Raw genomic sequence first — 17,493 nt, forward strand, 5'->3', positions numbered from 1 at the left:
AGCCATGGGCCCTCCCCGCGCGGCGGACCCGGGAGCGTGCGGAAGGAGCGGTGGCGATGGAGCGGACCACCTGCTGTGTGGTGGGCGGCGGTCCGGCCGGCATGGTGCTCGCACTGCTGCTGGCCAGGGCGGGCGTCGAGGTCACGGTCCTGGAGAAGCACGGGGACTTCCTCCGCGACTTCCGCGGGGACACCGTGCACCCCTCCACCCTCGCGCTGCTGGACGACCTCGGGCTGTCCGAGCGGTTCGCCGGGCTGCCGCAGCGGCGGGTGACGACGGTTCGGCTGCCCCTGGGGCCCGGCCGCTCACTGGTCACCGTCGGCGACATCGGCGCCCTGCGGGGCCCGTTCAACTACATCGCGATGGTGCCGCAGTGGGACCTCCTGGACCTCTTGGCGGACGAGGCCCGCCGGGAGCCGTCCTGCTCCGTACGGATGAGCACCGAGGCGACGTCGTTCCTGATGGAGCGCGGCCGGGTCGCCGGGGTGCGCTACCGCACCGCGGACGGCCGCACCGGCGAGCTGCGGGCCACCCTCACGGTGGCCTGTGACGGCCGGGGCTCCCTGGCGCGGTCGCTGCCCGAACTGGGGCTGCGCCGCTTCGCCTGCCCGATGGACGCCTGGTGGTTCCGGCTGCCGCGGCGCGATGACGACCCGCACGGCCTGGTGGGCGGGGTGGGCGACCGGCTGCTCGCCGCCATGATCGACCGGGGGGACTACTGGCAGTGCGCCGCCCTGATCCCCAAGGGGACCGACGCCGAGCGCCGCGCCGCCGGACTCGCGCCGTTCATGGCCAACTTCACCACGGCCGCCCCCTGGCTGGCCGACCGGATGCCGGCCCTGCGGTCCTGGGACGAGGTCAAGCTGCTGGACGTCCGGCTCGACCGGCTGAGTCGGTGGCACCGCCCGGGACTGCTGTGCATCGGCGACGCGGCCCATGCGATGTCGCCGGTCTTCGGCATCGGCATCAACCTCGCGGTCGAGGACGCGGTGGCCGCCGCCCGGTACCTCGTCGAGCCGCTGCGCACGGGCGCGGTGGGCCTGCGGGACGTCCGCGGGGTCCAGCGCCGCCGGTGGCCGACCGCGGCGCTCACCCAGGCCCTGCAGCGCTTCGCCCACCGGCGGGTGATCGGGCCGGTGTTGGACGGGGACCCGCCCTTCGGCGACCCGGCGCGGGCCAAACGGGCGGCCGAGCTGCTCACCACCTCGCGCTGGCTGAACCGGCTGCCCGCCTACTTCTTCGCCTACGGCGCGGTGCGCGAACGCCCCCCGGCCGCCGCGCTGCGCTGAGCGGCCGCCCCGGGTGCTCAGCGCCGGCCGAGCCGGGACGCGCCTTCCGGACCAGGCTGGATCAGTCTGGCTCAGGTCGGCTCAGTCTGGCTCAGGTCGGCTCAGGCCGGATCGGAGCGGGCCGTGCCGGGCGCCCGGGCCGCGATCCCGTCGAGAACACAGGCCAGGCCGAACGCGAACTGTTCCTCCGGCGTGAGGTCCTCGGCGTCCCGTACCCGGCGGGCGAACTGCGGATAGTCGCCGCTGTCGATGACCTGGCGGATGTACGGGCCGACGCCGGCCCGCCACTCGTCCTCGGTCAGGCCGGTCCGTTGCTGTGCCCGGAGTTCGGCCAGCTCCTGGGCGACGGTGCCGAAGACGTACGCCGTGACCGCATCGACGGCATGGGAGGCGAAGGTGATGTCCGCGGTGAGCGAGCTGGCGGCGGCCAGCGCGAGATCGTACCGGCGCAGGGAGTTCGCGCCGAGGGCGGGCCGCCCGGTCAGCTCGGAGCCGAGCCAGGGGTGGCGCAGCAGGGTGGCGCGGGCGTCCGCAGCGATGCCGGTGAGATCGGTGCGCCAGTCGCCGGTGAGTGCCGGGGGGTCGGTCTCGCCCTGCGCCGCGTCGACCATCAGGTCCAGCAGCTCGTCCCGGCTCGTCACATACCGGTAGAGCGAAGCCGTGCCGGAGCGGAGGTCGGTGGCGATCCGGCGCATCGACAGCGCGGGCAGCCCCTCCGCGTCGGCGATGGCGAGGGCGCGCTGGACGATCCGCTCCACGCTCGGCGCCTGGCGGCGCGGGGTGGGCCGGTCCTTCTGCCACACCAGAGGTGGGGACGGCTGCTGGGCCGGGTCGGTCATCGCGGTCCTCCTCATCGCGGCTGTTGCCCTCAGCCTATCTTGATGGCTACGGTGTTTCCGTAATGGATACGGTGTAGCCACAGCCGTGATGGCTAGCCAAGAGGGGGAAGTTGTCCATGCCGAAGACCCAGTCCGAGCAGCGCATACCCGTACTGATCGCCGGCGGCGGCACGGTCGGCCTGTCCGCCGCGCTGTTCCTGGCTCACCACGGGGTCGAGTGCCTGGCGGTGGAGCGCCAGGACGGTCCGTCCCGCCACCCGCGGGCCACCGGCCTCGGGCCGCGGACCGTGGAGTTCCTGCGCGAGACCGGTATCGCCGAAGCGGTCGACGCGGTGGCCATCGACATGTCCGCCGGCGGCCTCGGCAAGATCTCCGTGACGACCCTGGCCGAGGCCGACCTGCCCGCGCTGGCGCGCGCCACGCCGGCCCACGCGCGGCCGGGGCGCCAACGGACCGACCGGACCAGCCCGGGCACCCTGCGCGGCACCTGCCCGCAGAACCGGCTGGACGCCGTACTGCTGTCCGCGGCGCGCGACCGCGGCGCCACCGTCCGCCACGCGACCCGGTTGGTCTCCTTCGAGCAGGACACCGAAGGCGTCACCGCGCTCCTCGACGGCCCCGACGGCCCGCACACCGTCCGGGCGGACTACCTGCTGGCCGCCGACGGCGTCCGCAGCGGGGTGCGGGACGCCCTGGGCATCGGCGCCTCGGGGCCCGGAAACCTCGGTACGCCGATGATCAACATGCTCTTCCGCGCCGACCTCACGCCGTACACCCGGGGCCAGTCCTTCGTCATCTGCGACATCACCCACCCCGATGCCCCCGGCATCCTGCTGACCATCGACGGGGACCAGGAGTGGATCTTCCACACCAGCTATGACCCGGACGGCGGTGAGTCGGCCGACGACTTCACCCCGGCACGCTGCCGCGCCCTGATCCGCACCGCGATCGGCGCCCCCGACCTCGACGTCGAGGTGGTCAGCACCCTGCCGTGGCGGCCCCGGGGGCTGCTCGCCGACCGCTTTCGGGACGGCCGGGTCTTCCTGATGGGCGACGCCGCGCACACCAACCCTCCGCTGGGCGCCTTCGGCCTGAACACCGGCATCGCCGACGCCCACAACCTGGCCTGGAAACTGGCCGCCGTGCTCAGCGGCCAGGCCGGGACTGGTCTGCTCGACAGCTATACCGCCGAACGGCGCCCGGTGGGGGCGCTCGCCCTGGAGCAGTCACTGCGGCGGCTCGCCGACCCCCGGCTGCACTGGGACCTGAGTCCACGGCTGGCCGAGGCGCGCGCCGCGGCCGGCGTCCTCAACGCGCCGCTCGTGCACATGGGGTACCGCTACGACTCCGCCGCGGTGATCGACCCGCAGCCCGAGCTGCCCTCCCCTGAGGACCTCACCGTCGCCCTGGACGGAGCGCCCGGGTCCCGGCTCCCGCACCTGTGGGTGGAACGTGACGGCCACCGGCTCTCCACGCTCGACCTGGTGGGGTCCCGGTTCACCCTGCTGACCGGCGCCGGCGCCGGCGGTGACCGGTGGGTGCGGGCGGCCCGGGAGGCGGGGGAGCGGCTGGGGCTGGAACTGCCCGCGTACCGGATCGGACCGGGCGCCGAGGTGACCGACCCGGACGGTCGCTGGCCGCAGTTCACCGGCCCGGACGGGGGCGGTGCGCTGCTGGTGCGCCCCGACCAGTTCATCGGCTGGCGGTCGGCCGCGCCGTCAGGCGGCCCGTCCGATCCGTCCGACGCCTCGACCAGCCATCTGACCGAGCCGTCCGCCCCGTCCGATGACCCGTCCGGCCATCTGACCGAGCCGTCCGCCCCGTCCGATGACCCGTCCGGCCATCTGCCCGAGCCGTCTGCCCCGTCCGATGACCCGTCCGGCGACCTGGTGCGGGCCCTGCTCCGGATACTCGCCCGTGAGGACCAGGGGGAGCGCGGAGGCCGGACGGGGGCGACGCGGGTGGCCTGATGCGGGATGCAGGGGCGCCGGGGCGGCGTGGGTCAAGGGGCGGTGGGGGTCACCAGCGCACCGCGGTGAAGTCGACCGGCTGCGGCCGGAGTTCGGCGACCCGGTCCGTCAACTCCCGCAACCGCCGGACCATTTCGGCGGCGGGAAGCTGCTTGCGGTCGCCGTGGCCGGGCAGCAGCCACTCGAAACGCAGCCGGCCGGCGGTCCGGGCCAGCGAGGCGGCCAGTGCCTCGATGGAGTACCAGGTGACGCTCTCCGCCACCTCCAGGTCGCCCCGCCCCCGTGACCAGTAGAAGCTGTCCCCGCTGAAGCAGAACTGTTCATCGGCGACGTAGAGCACGCTCCCCTCGGTGTGACCCGGCAGGGGATGGGCCACCATCCCGTCGGCGATCTCGATGGGCTCGGTGCCGCGCAGTACCCGGTCGGCATCCGGAGCCGCGTCGAGATCGCCCTCGTGGATCCACAGCCGGGCCCCGAGGTGATCGGCGTACTGGCGTCCGTGCGCGGCATGGTCGCGGTGGGTGAGCAGCACATCGGTGATCCGGCCGAACCGCTCGTACCGCGCGGCCAGCGCGGCGCTCCAGCGCGGGGTGTCGACCATCATCTGGGTGCCGTCGGAGCGCCGCACCAGGTACGCATTGGCGCCCGCGTTGTGCGGGGAGTTGTGCCCGCAGAACCGGACCCGGTGGTCGTCGTCCAGGGGGAGCGGGAACGGGTCCCACGCCGGGTCCAGCCGCCCCGTCGCGGGCCGGACGGAACGAGTGGGGCAGGCGAAGGCGACGGCGTGCAACTGCCGTTCCTCGGCCGTGTCGCGCGGCTGCCGCAGGACCCGGGAGCGTCCGTCGTGCTCATCGATCAGCTCCGGCGCGAGCTGCCGGGCGACATCGCAGTTGGTGCAGCGGTCGTCCACCGACCAGCCGGGTGAACCGGTCCCGGAGGCCAGACCGGGGTGGGGGGTGTGCGCCTGAGGCACGAGGGGCTCCTTCTCTCCGCTTCTTCCGTGTCCGGTACCGGATTTCCGGTCCGTGACTACGAGGTTCGCTGGTGGCCGCCGTAAGCGGAAGGGGTGTCAGATCTTGTTTCCTGTGCGTACCTGCTCTCTCGCTGTCCGGGTGGGAGTGAGGATTGGTCCGGGATTGCTCCATTATGCGGCTCCCGCCGGTCACCGTGCGTCAACCCTCCAACGGGTCAGCACCGCCTGCCGGGCCCCGCCGCCGGTAGTAAGACGGAGAGGACAGAGGCGATGGGTGTGGCGGTGGGAGGAGTGGTGTCCGGGATGAATGTGGTCGTCGACCTCAACCGCTGCCAGGGGTATGCGCAGTGCGCCTTCCTCGCGCCCCAGGTGTTCACCATGCACGGCGAGGAGGCCCTGTTGTACACCCCCGTCGTTCCGGAGGAGCAGCACGAACGGGTCCGCCGCGCCGCGGCGGCCTGCCCCGTACAGGCCATTCTCGTGGGGGAGGAGGCGGGACCCGGTGGGTGGTGAAGTGCGGGACGGCCGGATCGTCGTCGTCGGCGCCTCGCTCGCGGGACTGCGGGCCGCCGAGACGCTGCGTGCGGAGGGCTTCACCGGCTCGCTGACCCTGATCGGGGAGGAGCCGCGCCCGCCGTACGACCGGCCGCCGCTGTCGAAGCAGGTGCTGCTCGGGAAGGTGTCCGCGGAGCACACCGGGCTGCCGCAGCGCCGGCCGCTGAACGCGCAGTGGCGGCTCGGCGTGCGCGCCACCGGGCTCGATCCGGCCGGCAAGCGGGTGCTGCTCGCCGACGGCGCGGAGGTGCCCTACGACCGGCTGCTGATCACCACCGGCACCCGCGCCCGGCCCTGGCCCCACCCCGAAGAGGCCGCCCTGGACGGGGTGTTCGCCCTGCGCACCGCCGACGAGGCGGGGCGCCTCGCCGAGCAGCTCGACGCCGGGCCCCGCCGGGTGCTGGTCATCGGCGCCGGATTCACCGGATCGGAGATCGCCTCGGCCTGCCGGGAGCGCGGTCTCGAGGTCACGGTCGCTGAGCGCGGGCCGGCGCCGCTGGTCGGCGCGCTCGGCGGGACGCTCGGCGCGCTGGCCGCGAAGCTCCAGCAGGCCCATGGCGTCGATCTGCGCTGTGGGGTGACGGTCACCTCGCTGGAGGGCGACAAGGGACGGCTCACCGGCGCCCGGTTCTCCGACGGCTCGCGGATCGAGGCGGACATCGCCGTGGTGGCGCTGGGGGCGATCCGCAACACCGAGTGGCTGGCCGAGTCCGGCCTCGCCGCCGGCCCGCGGGGCGTGACCTGCGACGCGGGGTGCCGCGCCTTCGACATGTACGGGATCGTCACCGACGACGTCTTCGCGGCCGGCGATGTGGCCCGGTTCCCCCACCCGCTCTTCGAGTACCAGCTGCTGTCGCTGGAGCACTGGGGCAATGCGGTCGCCCAGGCCGAGGTCGCGGCGCACAACATGGTCCACCCGGGGCCCCGCAGGCGCCCGCACCTGGCCGTGCCGTCCTTCTGGTCCAGCCAGTTCGGCCTCAACATCAAGTCCGTCGGCGTACCCACCTTCTCCGACCAGGTGGTGATCGCCCAGGGCTCGCTCCAGGACGCCCGCCTGGTCGCCGTCTACGGCTACCGTGGGCGCGTCACCGCGGCGGTCAGCGTCAACCAGGCCCGTTCGCTGGAGTACTACCAGCACCTGATCGAGACCGCGGCGCCGTTCCCGCCCGGGCCCGGAGCCGCCGACCAGGCCGAGTCGCAGGACCCCGTCCCCTCCGACGTACCGGACCCGCGGGTGCTCTCGCACGGTCCGACCGTCGCCCTCACCGGGCACCTGCCGGACCGCCGCCTGACCGTCGTGCAGCCGCCCCGGTGAACCCGCCCCCCTCCGGCGACGCCGAGCGATGAGGAGAACGATCGTGCCCGCGGACACCCTGTTCCACCGGATCACCGACTACGCCAGCCGCCCCGACCCCTACCCCCTCTACGCCGAGCTCCGCGAGGCGGGGGTGGCGCGCCAGGAGGACGGCAGCTACCTGGTCGGGACCTACCACGAGGTCGAGGCGCTGCTGCACGACCCCAGGGTCAGCTCGGACCGCCGCAACCGCATCCCGCCGGAGGAACCCGGCGGCGGTCTGCCGCCGTCCTTCATCGGTCTCGACGACCCCGAGCACCACCGCCTTCGCGGCCTGGCCATGCGCTCGTTCGGGCCGCCGCACACCCCGGGCCGGGTCGACGCCCTGCAGGGCGAGATGTCCCGGATCGTGGCGGACCTCATTGCCGGCCTCCGCGACAAGGACCGGATCGACATCGTCGACGACTTCGCCTATCCGCTGCCGGTCGCCGTGATCTGCCGGCTGTTGGGCGTCCCGACCGAGGACGAGCCGCAGTTCCGCGAGTGGTCCAACGCCATCGTCGCCGGCTTCGACCCCACCCCCGGCGAGGATCCCGCGGACCGCGAACGCGCCGCCGCGGAGGCCCGTAAGGCGATGGGCCTCTATCTGGGCGGACTCGCCGAGCGGCGCCGGACCGAGCCCTCCGACGACATGCTCTCCGCCTTCGTCGGTGGCGACGGCTCCGGCGGGCAGCTCACCCAGCTGGAGATCATGGCGACCTCGGTCCTGCTGCTGATCGCCGGCCATGAGACGACCGTCAACCTGATCACCAACGGTGTCCTGACCCTGCTGCGCTACCCCAGCCAGCTGGAGCGGCTGCGGCAGGACCCCGCGCTGATGCCGCGGGCGGTCGAGGAGTTGCTCCGCTACGAGCCGCCCGTCCAACTGCTGCCGCAGCGCACCCCGCTCGCCGACATCGAGGTCGCCGGCGTCACCGTCCCCAAGGGCGCCCCGCTCATCCTCGTGCTGGCCGCGGCCAACCGCGACCCGCGGCGGTTCACCGACCCCGACCACTTCGACCCGGGCCGGCAGGACATCCAGCACCTCGGGTTCGGCAGCGGCATCCACAGCTGCTTCGGCGCCCCGATGGCGCGCCTGGAGGCCCAGATCGCCCTGACCGAGCTGATCCGGCACCTCGACGGGCCCCGCCTGGTCGAGGATCCGCCGCCGTACCGCCGCAGTCCGGTTCTGCGGGGCCCGCGGCACCTGCTGATCACCCACGACCGGGCGGGGGCCTGAGCGCGGCGCACGGCCGCGATGTCGTCAGCCGGCCGTGCCGAAGTCCTGCGTCCAGTAGTCGCCGGGCTGCGCCAGGCCGACGCCCAGCTCCTTGAACGAGCAGTCGAGGATGTTGCGCTTGTGGCCGGGGCTGGACATCCAGCCCTTCATCACGCTCTCCGCCGTGCCGTAGCCGTACGCGACGTTCTCGCCGTACGCGCTCCACTTGTAGCCGGCCCGGGTGATCCGGTCGCCGGGCGAGGAGCCGTCGGAGCCGGTGTGGGACATGTTCCGGTGCGCCGCCATGTCCTTGCTGTGGTCCTGGGCGGCCTTGGAGAGCTTGGCGTTGAGGGTCAGCGGTGAGCATCCGGCCTTGCTGCGCTCGCTGTTGACCAGCTCCAGGATGCGGGCCGCGGTCTTGGACGCGGGCGCGGCGGTGGTCGAGGCGCTGGGGGACGCGGCGGGGGTCTTCGCCGGCTGCGCGCCGCCGCCGGCCGGCTGCCCGCTCGCCTGCGGCCGGGGCGCTGCCGAGGCGTGCTGCCAGTGGCCGTGCTTCCCATGACCGTGCTTCCCATGACCGTGGGCGTGCTGCCAGTGGGCTTTCTTCCAGTCGGCGTTCTGCCAGTGGCCGCTGTTTCCCTCGGCGTAGGAAGGCCTGCCCTCGGAGCCAGGTCCGTTCAGACATGCCATGGCGGCGGAGGGAATGGCCACGGCGCCGACGGCCAATGCGGCGACGGTTATCTTTCGGTAATGCCTGGTCCTGCGGTGCTTCGTCATCCGTGACCTCACTCGGTATGTGCGCAGCACTCCTGCACGGCCGGGCTCGTACCGAAAACCCGCCCGTGAACTGCGGAGATGCCGTGGGGTCGCCATTCTTGGGACCGCTGGTGAGGCAGGGCAAGAACGCACAATACTAAGCGGCTTAGTAGGCATTCCCGGCTCTTGTCATGAGAGGGGTGGCGTGCTGCCCGTGCAGGCGATCTCCGTGGAATTCCTGTCGCTCCGTCAGGAAGCCTTGGATGTGGAATACGCGGACAGAAATTCCGGACGGACCGTGGAACCGGACGCGCCGTGCCGGCTATGACGCTGCCAAGGAGGACAAATCCCTTATGTCGCCGAGGTGGCATCTACTATGCGGCTTAGTTGGCGAGGGCCCGGGCTATGGCGGATGTCACAGGGGACGCCCCGCCGGGGGTGCGGTGCTCTTCAGGACGCCGTCGTGAACGCCCGCGCCAGCTCCTCCGCCACGGCCCGCGCGGCCGGCGATACCCACCGCCGCCGGTGCCGCACCAGCTGCACCGGCACCGGCTCGGCTGCGGGGCCGGCCACCTCGGCGAGCCGGCCCTCGGCGAGCTGGCCGGCGACCGTGACGCGGGGCAGCAGGGTCAGCCCCAGACCCGCCGCCACGCACGACCGGGTCGCATCGATGCTGCCGAACCGGGTGATCCGGGGACGGACCCCCGGCATGCCCTCGAGCACGCCGACCAGTCGGTCACTGTAGGAACAGCCCTCCTCGTGCACGAAGAAGCTCTCCCGCGCCAGCTCCGCCCAGTCGGCCGTCCGCCCGGCGAGGCGGTGGTCGGCCGCCGCCACGTACACCAGCGGTTCGCTCGCGATCCTCCGGGCCAGTAGGTCCCGGTCGGTGACCTCCGGCTCCAGCAGCAGTGCGAGGTCGAGCCGCCCGGAGCGCAACCCGTCCACCGCCGGCGCGGTGGCGGCCGCCTGCAGATGGACGTCCAGCCCCGGGTGGTCGCGCCGCAACGCGGCGATCACCCCGGGCAGCCGCGCCGAGCACAACGAATCGCCCGCGGCCACCGCCACCTCCCCCTCGATCGCCGCCCCGTCGGCCGCGTCGCCCTGCCCGGTTGACGCCCTGGCCCGCAGCCGGGCGACCGCGTCGAGCACCGCCTCGGCGTCCTCCAGCAGCCGCAGTCCGGCGCGGGTGGGCACCGTCCCCGACGGCAGCCGGTCGAACAGCGGCGTCCCCAACTCCCGCTCCAGCGTGCGGATCTGGACGGTGACCGTGGACTGCGCGAGGTGCAGCGACCGGGCGGCGGCGGTGAAGCTGCCCGCCCGGACGAGGGTGACGAACGTCTGGAGGAGCCGGGTGTCCATCCCGGCAGGCTATCGGCATTCTCGATAGGGGCGAACGAGAACCATCGTTGGACGCGATTGTCCTGCTGGTGCCAGGCTTGCCGGCATGACCACCCACGAGCCCGTCACCCACCCCGCCACCACCGATGCCGACGCCGTCGAGGTGCTGCGCTACGCCGCCTTCACCACCGACCCCGCCGGCGGCAACCCCGCCGGTGTCGTCCTGGACGCCGAGGGCCTGGACGACGAGCAGATGCTGGCCGTCGCGGCCCGGGTCGGCTACTCCGAGACCGCCTTCGTCACGGCACTCGACCCCGCCGCCCGCCGCTACCGGCTGCGGTACTTCAGCCCCCGCGCCGAGGTCGCCTTCTGCGGACACGCCACGATCGCCACGGCCGTCGCCCTCGCCTCCCGGACCGGAACCGGTGAGCTGGTCTTCGACACGCCGGCCGGTGAGATCCGGGTGGGGACCACCGCCGACGGCGGGCCCGTTCGCGCCACCCTCACCAGCGTGCCGGCGCACTCCCGCCCGGCCGCGGACACCCACCTCGCCCCCGTCCTGCGGGCCCTGGGCTGGAGCCCGGACGACCTCGACCCGGGCCTGCCGCCGCACATCGCCTTCGCCGGCAACGACCATCTCGTGCTGGCCGTCCGCAGCAGGGCGCAACTGACCGCCCTCGACTACGACTTCGACGCCCTGCACGCCGTCATGCGGGAGTACGGCTGGACCACCGTCCACCTCGTGCACCGCCCGGACCCCGGCCGCCTCGATGTGCACGCCCGCGACCCCTTCCCGGTCGGCGGCGTCGTGGAGGACCCGGCGACCGGCGCCGCCGCCGCGGCCTTCGGCGGCTATCTGCGCGCCCTGGGCCTGGTCACCGAACCGGTGCAGGTGCACATCCGGCAGGGCGAGGACATGGGCCGCCCCAGCGACCTCTTCGTCGACGTCCGCCCCGACGAGGCGCGGGTACGGGTGTCCGGCGCGGCCGTCCCCCTCCCGGCGCCGACGCGGTGACCCGCCCGGTGACCGGCTCGTTTGGGGATCGGGCCCGGCCCGGTGACCGGCACCTGCGGTAGGCGAGCGAGCGGGCCGGCCGACCCGGGCCGTACGGGCGGCCTCAGCCCTTCGGGCTCGCCGGGCCGGCCACCGGCACCTCCAGCGGCCGGGCGATACCCACCACGTACTCGTCCAGCCGCTGGAGATGCCGCAGCACCCGGAAGGTGACGCTGCCCGAGCGCAGCGCCGGGGAGTCGCTCGCCTCCAGCATCGCGGCGATGCTCGCCCCCGCCTCGACCTCGCCCGTCACCGGCTCGTCCTGCACCCGCGCCGCGATCAGGTCGAGGTTGCGGGCGATCCGCCGGCCGGCGTGCGCGAGCCGCGGATCGGCCGCGACGGTCCGGCTGTACGGCACGAGTTCGGCCGTGGCCGCCAGCGAACGGGCGTGGTAGGCGCAGGTCTCCAGCAGCGCCACCAGATAGCGGGCGGTCTGCCGCCGGACCCGCAGCGGGGTGATCGGGTGCGTCAGCGGACCGGTGGAGGCGCGCAGCTCGTCCAGCGCGGTGTCCAGGTCGCGCGCCTGGCTCAGCAGGTCGACGGCCGGGCCGCCGCTGAGCTGCTCCACCGCCGCGGTCACGATCTCCCGCAGCCGGACCAGGACCGTGGCCAGCTGCTCGTCCGTACGGCTGTCGGTGGGCACCGGCAGCACCAGCATCGCGGCGATGATGCCGCAGGCGGCCCCCAGCGCCGTCTCCTCGATGCGCAGCACCAGCACGGACAGGCTGTAGGTGCTCAGGACGGTGTAGAGCAGGCCGAGCATCGCCGTGGTGAAGAACGACATCAGCGCGTACGACAGCGGCGCGGTGAAGAACATCCCGAAGACACAGAGCAGCACGAGGGCGAACGCGGTCCAGGTGTGCTGGCCGACCAGCCCGGCCAGCGCCACACCGGCGACCACCCCCAGGACCGTGCCCAGCAGCCGGCGGTAGCCCTTCACCAGGATCTCGCCGGTCGAGGCCGTGTTGAGGAAGACCACCCAGCAGGTCAGCACCGCCCAGTACCAGCGCTGGCTGGACAGGAACTCCCCGCCGACGATGGCCAGCGCCGAGCCCACCGCGACCTGGAAGGCGGCGCGGGTGGTGGGCCGTTGCAGGCCGGTGCGCTCGTCCTCGGGCGCCTCCTGCGCCACCTCCTCGCTGGCCCCGACGATCGCGATCTCCTCGGCGTCGAACTCCTCGCGGGAGCGGGTGGTGGCGGGGGAGTCGTCCGACTCGTCCTGCGGACCGTCCAGCGCGAGCCGCAGGCCCAGCACGCCGCGCGCGGTCTCACCGATACCGCGGAAGGCGTCCTGCACGGCCGGGGACGCCGGCGGCAGCTTGTCCTCGTCGCGGTAGGCGAGCAGCCGGTTGCGCAGGTGCGCCAGCGCTGTACCGCGGTCGTCCGGCGCCCGGCGGGCGACCAGCAGGCGCAGCGCCTCAAGGTCCCGGCGCAGCTGGAGGTGCACATCGCCGCCGCTCTGCAGCACGCTCGCGGTGGCCGACACCGGAGCGTCGGGCAGATGGAGGGTGAGGGTGTCGGTGCGTTCGGCGCTACGGGCGTTGAGCAGCAGCATGCCCAGCCGCTCGGCGGCGATCTCGGCGTCCGCGGTCCGGCGCTGCAGCAGCCCGGCCGTGGCCGCGTCGCGGGTGCCGTCCTCCAGGCGGCCCTGGATCATCAGGGCCGTCTCGTGCAGCCGGGAGGTGTGCCGGCGGAGATCGTCCAGGACGTCGTCCAGCTGCCCGGGTTCCGCGTCGAGCAGCGTGAGGTGGGTTTCCACCAGCTGTGCCAGACGGGCCCGGAACGCGGCACGCAGCCGGCCGAGGGTGCGCTGCGGTGTCTCCGGGACGACGGTGAACCGTACGACGGCGCTGCAGGCCATGGCGATGGTCAGGGTCAGCCACAGCTCGGGCAGGGCGGCCACGCCGGCCTGGACGAACAGCGAGATGAAGTAGACCTGAAAGCCGATCAGTCCGAGCGCGGTGCCCCGGTCGCCGAAGCGCCGGGAGTACACGGCGCCGAAGATCAGCGCGAGGAAGAACAGGTCACCGGCGAGCACGCTGTGGTGCAGCAGCGCGCCCAACGACATCGCGGCGAGCGCCACCGGCAGGCCGAGCGCCAGCGTGATCGCCTGGCCGCGCACCTGCTTCTCCTGGATCGCGAAGGTCGAGACCATCGCTGCCATGGCGCCGGCCACCAACAGGGTGACGTCGGTCCCCAGCAGCGCCAGGGCACCGAGGGTCAGCAGAATGGCCCCCACCGTCCGCAACCCCGCCATCAGCCGCAACAGCCCGGGGTCGGATGCCGCGAAGCGGTCCCACGCGCCGGTCACTGCCCGTCGTATCGCTGACTTCACGCTGCCCTACACTCCCGATTCTCGCCCTGAGCAGGGGTGTCTCAGCATTTCATGGGGGTGGTTGCGGGGCGGCGGCCGGTGTCCCCGCTCTGCCGAATGCGGCGAGCACGCCGGGTCCCGCCGCGGCGCGCAGCGGGACCAGGCGTGCTCATCCGCCGTACGGAACGGGCTACTTGACCGAGCCGGCCATGATCCCCTGGACGAAGTGCTTCTGGAACGCGAAGAACACGATCAGCGGCACGATCAGAGACAGGAACGCCCCGGGCGCCAGCACCCCGATGTTGCTGCCGAACTGCCGCATCTGCGACTGCAGGGCGACCGTCAGGGGCTGCGACTCGTTGTCCGCGAACAGCAGCGCCACCAGCATGTCGTTCCAGACCCACAGGAACTGGAAGATGGCCAGGCTGGCGATGGCCGGACGGCCCAGCGGCAGCACCAGCTGGGAGAAGATCCGCCACTCCCCGCCGCCGTCCATCCGGGCGGCCTCCAGCATCTCCTTCGGGATCTCCGCGAAGTAGTTGCGCAGCAGGAAGATGGCGAACGGCAGGCCGTAGGCGGTGTGGAAGAGGATCACGCCCGGGATGGAGCCGAACAGGCCGAGCGCGCCGAACAGCTTGGCCACCGGCAGCAGCCCGATCTGCACCGGCACCACCAGCATGGCGACCACCACCAGGAAGACCCAGTCCCGGCCGGGGAAGTCCATCCAGGCGAAGGCGTATCCGGCCAGTGCGGCGATCGCCACCACCGCGATCGTGGTGGGCACCGAGATCAGCACGGTGTTCCAGAACGCCTGGACGATGCCGGAATCCTTCAGCAGCGCGGCGTAGTTGTCGAGCGACAGCCGGCCCGGCGCACTCAGCGCGGTCCACCAGCCGCTGCTGGCGTTGGCCTCCTCCGTCCGCAGCGAGGAGAGGAAGAGGCCGGCCGCCGGGGTGAGCCAGACCAGGCCGATGACGAGCAGGAACAGCTGGATCACGGCGCGGCTCAGCCGCTTGGCCGGGCGCGCCCCCGGCCGCCTGCGCGGCGCGGCGGTTCCCTGGGCGGTGGTCATGTCTGGCTCCTGCGGAAGCGTCGGATGTTGAGGGCCATGGCCGGCACCACCAGGAGCAGCAGCAGGACGCCGAGGGCGCTGCCGAGTCCCTGGTTGTTGCCGCCGCCGAAGGAGACCAGCCACATCTGCAGGGCCAGCACATTGGCGTCCTGCTGCACCGGGCCCGGGGCGATGATGTAGACGAGGTCGAAGACCTTCATCACATTGATCACCATCGTCACGAACACCACGCCCAGCACGGGCCCGAGCAGCGGCACGGTGATCCGCCGGAAGACCTGCCACTCGTTCGCGCCGTCCATCCGGGCGGCCTCCAGCACGTCCCGCGGCATCGAGGAGAGCCCGGCGCCGATGAGGACCAGCGCGAAGCCCGTCCAGATCCACATGTAGGCGCCGATGATGGCGGGGGTGATCAGGGTGGGGCCGAGCCAGGAGATGCCGGCGTACGGCGGGGCGAAGTCCTTCGCCGGCAGCCGGAGGGCGTACGACCCCGGCGCCAGGCCGGTCAGCCGGTAGGAGCCGTCGGCGGCGGTGCTGGCCGTGGCCGCCACCCTGCCGTGCGCGTCGACCGCCTCCACCGACAGCTTCGGCAGCCCGCGTTCGCCGCGGTCGACGACGCCGGGGCGGCCGCCCCCGCCGGGGGTGAAGTCGAGGTAGACCACGCCCCGCAGCTCGCCGTGGCCGGCCGGGGCCGCGGCGGCTCCGGCGGCGGGCCGGGCGGTGCGCGGCATGTCCTTGGGCGCCACCCCGACCAGGCCGAGGTGGACGGTGTGCCCGGGGCCGGTGCGCCGCGCGGTGCGGTAGCCGCCGTCCGGCTGCCGGGTCAGCTGCCGGTCACCCAGCCGCGGCTTGGCGGTCGGGAAGGAGACGGACTCACCGTGGAAGGTGTCGTGGACGCCGACGGTGACCGCGTTCAGCACACCGCGCTGCGGGTCCTGTTCGTAGGCCAGCCGGAAGATGATGCCGGCGGCGAGGAAGGAGATCGCCATCGGCATGAACATCAGCAACTTGAACGCCGTCCGCCAGCGGATCTTCTCGGTCAGCACCGCCAGCACCAGCCCGAGGCCGGTCAGCAGCGCGGGCGCGAAGACCACCCAGACCGCGCTGTTGCGGATGGCCCGGAGCGTGGCCGGGTCCTGGAACATCTCGGTGTAGTTGGCGGCGCCGACGAAGGTGTCGCCCGAGGCGTCGTAGAGGCTGCGGACCACCGAGAACACGATGGGGTAGGCGATCAGCGCACCCAGCAGCAACAGCGCGGGGAACAGGAACAGCGCGGCGATCCGCCGGCGGCGCCGGACGGCGCGGCGCGCGGGGGCGTCGGGCCGTCCGGGCGCGCCGCCCGGGGGGAGGGGCGAGCCGCCGCGCGGGGTGGCGGGCGGCGCCGCAGACGTGGTGACAGGCATCGATCGGGCCCTTTGTCCTTACTTTCCGTACGCCTTGGCCGCCGCGGCCTCCAGCTTGTGCGCCGTCGCCTCGGGGTCGGACGGGTCGCGCAGGAAGTCCTGCAGCAGCTTCCACTCACCGGCCCCCTGGGTGCCGCCGAAGGCCGCCGGCGCCTGGTCGGACATGTCGAAGCGCACGGAGTTGCCCGCGGCGGTCAGCGAGGTGGCTATACGGCGGGTGACCGCGTCGTGGTAGTCGGCCGCCGGCACCTTCTTGTTGGGGGAGAGGTAGCCGCCCGCCTTGGCCCAGACCGACGACGCCTCCGGTGTGGCCAGGAACTTCACCAGGTCCATCGCGGCCTTCCTGTTCTTGCCGGCCTTCAGCACCACCGCGGCGTCCCCGCCGCTGACCACCGGTGCCTTGCCCCCGTCGACCGAGGGGAAGGGGAAGAACTTGGCGTCCTTGCCGACCTGCTTGTGCAGCTCGTCGGTGACCAGGGCGCCGACGAAGTCGCCCTCGTAGACCATGGCCGCCTTCTGCTCGGGGCCGAAGACCTGCTGGACGGACTCGGGGAAGTCGGTGCGCAGCGCGCCCGAACCGCCGCCGGCGACCAGGCTCTTGTCGCCGAAGAGCTTGCCGAGCGTGCCGAGCGCCTTGACCACCGTACGGTCGGTCCAGGGGATCTTGTGGGCGGCCAGCTTGTCGTAGTTCTCCCCGCCGGCCTGGGAGAGGTAGATGTTCTCGAACCAGTCGGTGAGCGGCCAGCCGGCCTCACCGGCGACGGAGAAGGCCGGCACGCCCGAGTCGGAGAGCGTGTGGCCGGTCTTGAGCAGCTGCTGGTAGGTGGTCGCCGGCTCGGCCCCGGCCTGGCTGAAGGCCTCCGGGCTGTACCAGACCGTCGACTTGTGGGACGCCTTGAAGTACAGGCCGTAGTAGGTCTTGTCGACCGTGCCGTAGTCCTTCCAGATCTGCGCGAAGTTGCGCTTGGCCTCGGCGCCGATGTCCGCCGTCAGGGGCGCCAGCCAGCCCTTCCTGGCGAACTGCTGGAGCACGCCGACCTGCGGGACCATCACCACGTCCGGTGCGTTGCCGCCCTCGATCTGGCTGCCGACGACGGTGGAGACGTTGTCGCCGGTGGAGGAGAAGACCACCTTCGCGCCGGTCTTCTCGGAGAAGGCGTCCAGCACCTTCTTGAAGTTCTGCTGTTCCACACCGGTCCACACACCGGCCACGGTCACCGTCTGGCCGCTGAGTTCCTGCTTGCCGCCGCCGGCGGAGGCCCCGCCGCCGCAGGCGGTGGCGGTCAGCGCCAGACCGAGCGCGGCCGCGCCGGAGAGGGCGGCTCGGGTGTGTCGTACTGCGGGTCGTCTCATGGTGGTGTTCCCTTCGGGAGGACGAGCG

At 72.9% G+C, this 17,493-nt stretch carries 14 protein-coding genes; 6 read left to right on the forward strand and 8 right to left on the reverse strand.

What is annotated here, in order from left to right; translation table 11 throughout:
* Nucleotides 1–56: 56 nt before the first annotated feature.
* Nucleotides 57–1,289, forward strand: coding sequence for an FAD-dependent oxidoreductase (locus tag AB0G84_RS21245; protein WP_361322762.1), 1,233 nt, complete (start codon nucleotides 57–59; stop codon nucleotides 1,287–1,289).
* 101 nt (nucleotides 1,290–1,390) lie between these two features.
* Here the strand turns inward: AB0G84_RS21245 and AB0G84_RS21250 are convergent, their stop codons facing one another.
* Nucleotides 1,391–2,128 (reverse strand): TetR/AcrR family transcriptional regulator C-terminal domain-containing protein, encoded by a 738-nt coding sequence (locus tag AB0G84_RS21250; RefSeq protein WP_361322765.1) that lies wholly within the window; start codon nucleotides 2,126–2,128, stop codon nucleotides 1,391–1,393.
* Between the two features lie 116 nt (nucleotides 2,129–2,244).
* Between AB0G84_RS21250 and AB0G84_RS21255 the strand changes: the two genes are divergently transcribed.
* Nucleotides 2,245–4,098 carry an FAD-dependent monooxygenase gene (locus AB0G84_RS21255; RefSeq protein ID WP_361322768.1) on the forward strand — a complete coding sequence of 618 codons (1,854 nt, stop codon included), beginning with the start codon at nucleotides 2,245–2,247 and terminating at the stop codon, nucleotides 4,096–4,098.
* Between the two features lie 49 nt (nucleotides 4,099–4,147).
* Here the strand turns inward: AB0G84_RS21255 and AB0G84_RS21260 are convergent, their stop codons facing one another.
* The gene (locus AB0G84_RS21260; protein WP_361322771.1) at nucleotides 4,148–5,071 is read right to left on the reverse strand and encodes a ferredoxin; all 924 of its coding nucleotides are present in this window, start codon (nucleotides 5,069–5,071) and stop codon (nucleotides 4,148–4,150) included.
* Nucleotides 5,072–5,374: 303 nt separating this feature from the next.
* On the opposite strand from AB0G84_RS21260, the gene AB0G84_RS21265 reads away from it, so the two are divergent.
* From AB0G84_RS21265 to AB0G84_RS21275, 3 genes are read left to right on the forward strand one after another with little or no spacing between them, the layout of a single operon-like run.
* Nucleotides 5,375–5,584 (forward strand): ferredoxin, encoded by a 210-nt coding sequence (locus AB0G84_RS21265; protein ID WP_361323143.1) that lies wholly within the window; start codon nucleotides 5,375–5,377, stop codon nucleotides 5,582–5,584.
* Nucleotides 5,574–6,941 (forward strand): FAD-dependent oxidoreductase, encoded by a 1,368-nt coding sequence (locus AB0G84_RS21270; RefSeq protein WP_361322774.1) that lies wholly within the window; start codon nucleotides 5,574–5,576, stop codon nucleotides 6,939–6,941. The genes AB0G84_RS21265 and AB0G84_RS21270 overlap by 11 nt, the downstream gene beginning before the upstream one ends.
* A 43-nt stretch (nucleotides 6,942–6,984) precedes the next feature.
* On the forward strand, nucleotides 6,985–8,199 hold the full coding sequence (locus AB0G84_RS21275) for a cytochrome P450 (RefSeq protein WP_361322777.1): 1,215 nt from the start codon (nucleotides 6,985–6,987) through the stop codon (nucleotides 8,197–8,199).
* Nucleotides 8,200–8,223: 24 nt separating this feature from the next.
* Here the strand turns inward: AB0G84_RS21275 and AB0G84_RS21280 are convergent, their stop codons facing one another.
* Nucleotides 8,224–8,955 (reverse strand): CAP domain-containing protein, encoded by a 732-nt coding sequence (locus AB0G84_RS21280; RefSeq protein ID WP_361322780.1) that lies wholly within the window; start codon nucleotides 8,953–8,955, stop codon nucleotides 8,224–8,226.
* A 429-nt stretch (nucleotides 8,956–9,384) separates the two neighbouring features.
* A complete protein-coding gene (locus tag AB0G84_RS21285) occupies nucleotides 9,385–10,293 on the reverse strand; it encodes a LysR family transcriptional regulator (protein ID WP_361322783.1) in 909 nt (302 codons plus the stop codon).
* 85 nt (nucleotides 10,294–10,378) lie between these two features.
* Here AB0G84_RS21285 and AB0G84_RS21290 point away from each other — a divergent pair, with 85 nt between their 5' ends.
* Nucleotides 10,379–11,287, forward strand: a complete 909-nt coding sequence (locus AB0G84_RS21290; protein ID WP_361322786.1) for a PhzF family phenazine biosynthesis isomerase — start codon at nucleotides 10,379–10,381, stop codon at nucleotides 11,285–11,287.
* Nucleotides 11,288–11,390: 103 nt separating this feature from the next.
* Here the strand turns inward: AB0G84_RS21290 and AB0G84_RS21295 are convergent, their stop codons facing one another.
* The 4 genes from AB0G84_RS21295 to AB0G84_RS21310 form a co-directional block, all read right to left on the reverse strand.
* The gene (locus tag AB0G84_RS21295) at nucleotides 11,391–13,661 is read right to left on the reverse strand and encodes an FUSC family protein (RefSeq protein WP_361322789.1); all 2,271 of its coding nucleotides are present in this window, start codon (nucleotides 13,659–13,661) and stop codon (nucleotides 11,391–11,393) included.
* A 169-nt stretch (nucleotides 13,662–13,830) separates the two neighbouring features.
* Nucleotides 13,831–14,712: a carbohydrate ABC transporter permease gene (locus tag AB0G84_RS21300; protein WP_361322792.1), complete on the reverse strand. Its 882-nt coding sequence runs from the start codon at nucleotides 14,710–14,712 to the stop codon at nucleotides 13,831–13,833.
* Entirely contained in the window at nucleotides 14,709–16,112 is a 1,404-nt protein-coding gene (locus AB0G84_RS21305; RefSeq protein WP_361322795.1) for an ABC transporter permease subunit, read from the reverse strand. The genes AB0G84_RS21300 and AB0G84_RS21305 overlap by 4 nt, the downstream gene beginning before the upstream one ends.
* 18 nt (nucleotides 16,113–16,130) lie before the next feature.
* The gene (locus AB0G84_RS21310; RefSeq protein ID WP_361322798.1) at nucleotides 16,131–17,465 is read right to left on the reverse strand and encodes an ABC transporter substrate-binding protein; all 1,335 of its coding nucleotides are present in this window, start codon (nucleotides 17,463–17,465) and stop codon (nucleotides 16,131–16,133) included.
* Nucleotides 17,466–17,493 lie beyond the last annotated feature (28 nt).

The sequence above is a fragment of the Streptomyces sp. NPDC020742 genome (assembly GCF_040641675.1).
GTDB lineage: Bacteria > Actinomycetota > Actinomycetes > Streptomycetales > Streptomycetaceae > Streptomyces.

What these genes read in the sequence shown, in the direction of transcription:
- AB0G84_RS21245 (WP_361322762.1), top strand. Translation starts at nt 57, where the DNA reads ATGGAGCGGACCACCTGCTGTGTGGTGGGCGGCGGTCCGGCCGGCATG.
- AB0G84_RS21285 (WP_361322783.1), bottom strand. Translation starts at nt 10,293, where the DNA reads ATGGACACCCGGCTCCTCCAGACGTTCGTCACCCTCGTCCGGGCGGGC.
- AB0G84_RS21300 (WP_361322792.1), bottom strand. Translation starts at nt 14,712, where the DNA reads ATGACCACCGCCCAGGGAACCGCCGCGCCGCGCAGGCGGCCGGGGGCG.
- AB0G84_RS21290 (WP_361322786.1), top strand. Translation starts at nt 10,379, where the DNA reads ATGACCACCCACGAGCCCGTCACCCACCCCGCCACCACCGATGCCGAC.
- AB0G84_RS21305 (WP_361322795.1), bottom strand. Translation starts at nt 16,112, where the DNA reads ATGCCTGTCACCACGTCTGCGGCGCCGCCCGCCACCCCGCGCGGCGGC.
- AB0G84_RS21310 (WP_361322798.1), bottom strand. Translation starts at nt 17,465, where the DNA reads ATGAGACGACCCGCAGTACGACACACCCGAGCCGCCCTCTCCGGCGCG.
- AB0G84_RS21250 (WP_361322765.1), bottom strand. Translation starts at nt 2,128, where the DNA reads ATGACCGACCCGGCCCAGCAGCCGTCCCCACCTCTGGTGTGGCAGAAG.
- AB0G84_RS21255 (WP_361322768.1), top strand. Translation starts at nt 2,245, where the DNA reads ATGCCGAAGACCCAGTCCGAGCAGCGCATACCCGTACTGATCGCCGGC.
- AB0G84_RS21280 (WP_361322780.1), bottom strand. Translation starts at nt 8,955, where the DNA reads ATGACGAAGCACCGCAGGACCAGGCATTACCGAAAGATAACCGTCGCC.
- AB0G84_RS21265 (WP_361323143.1), top strand. Translation starts at nt 5,375, where the DNA reads ATGAATGTGGTCGTCGACCTCAACCGCTGCCAGGGGTATGCGCAGTGC.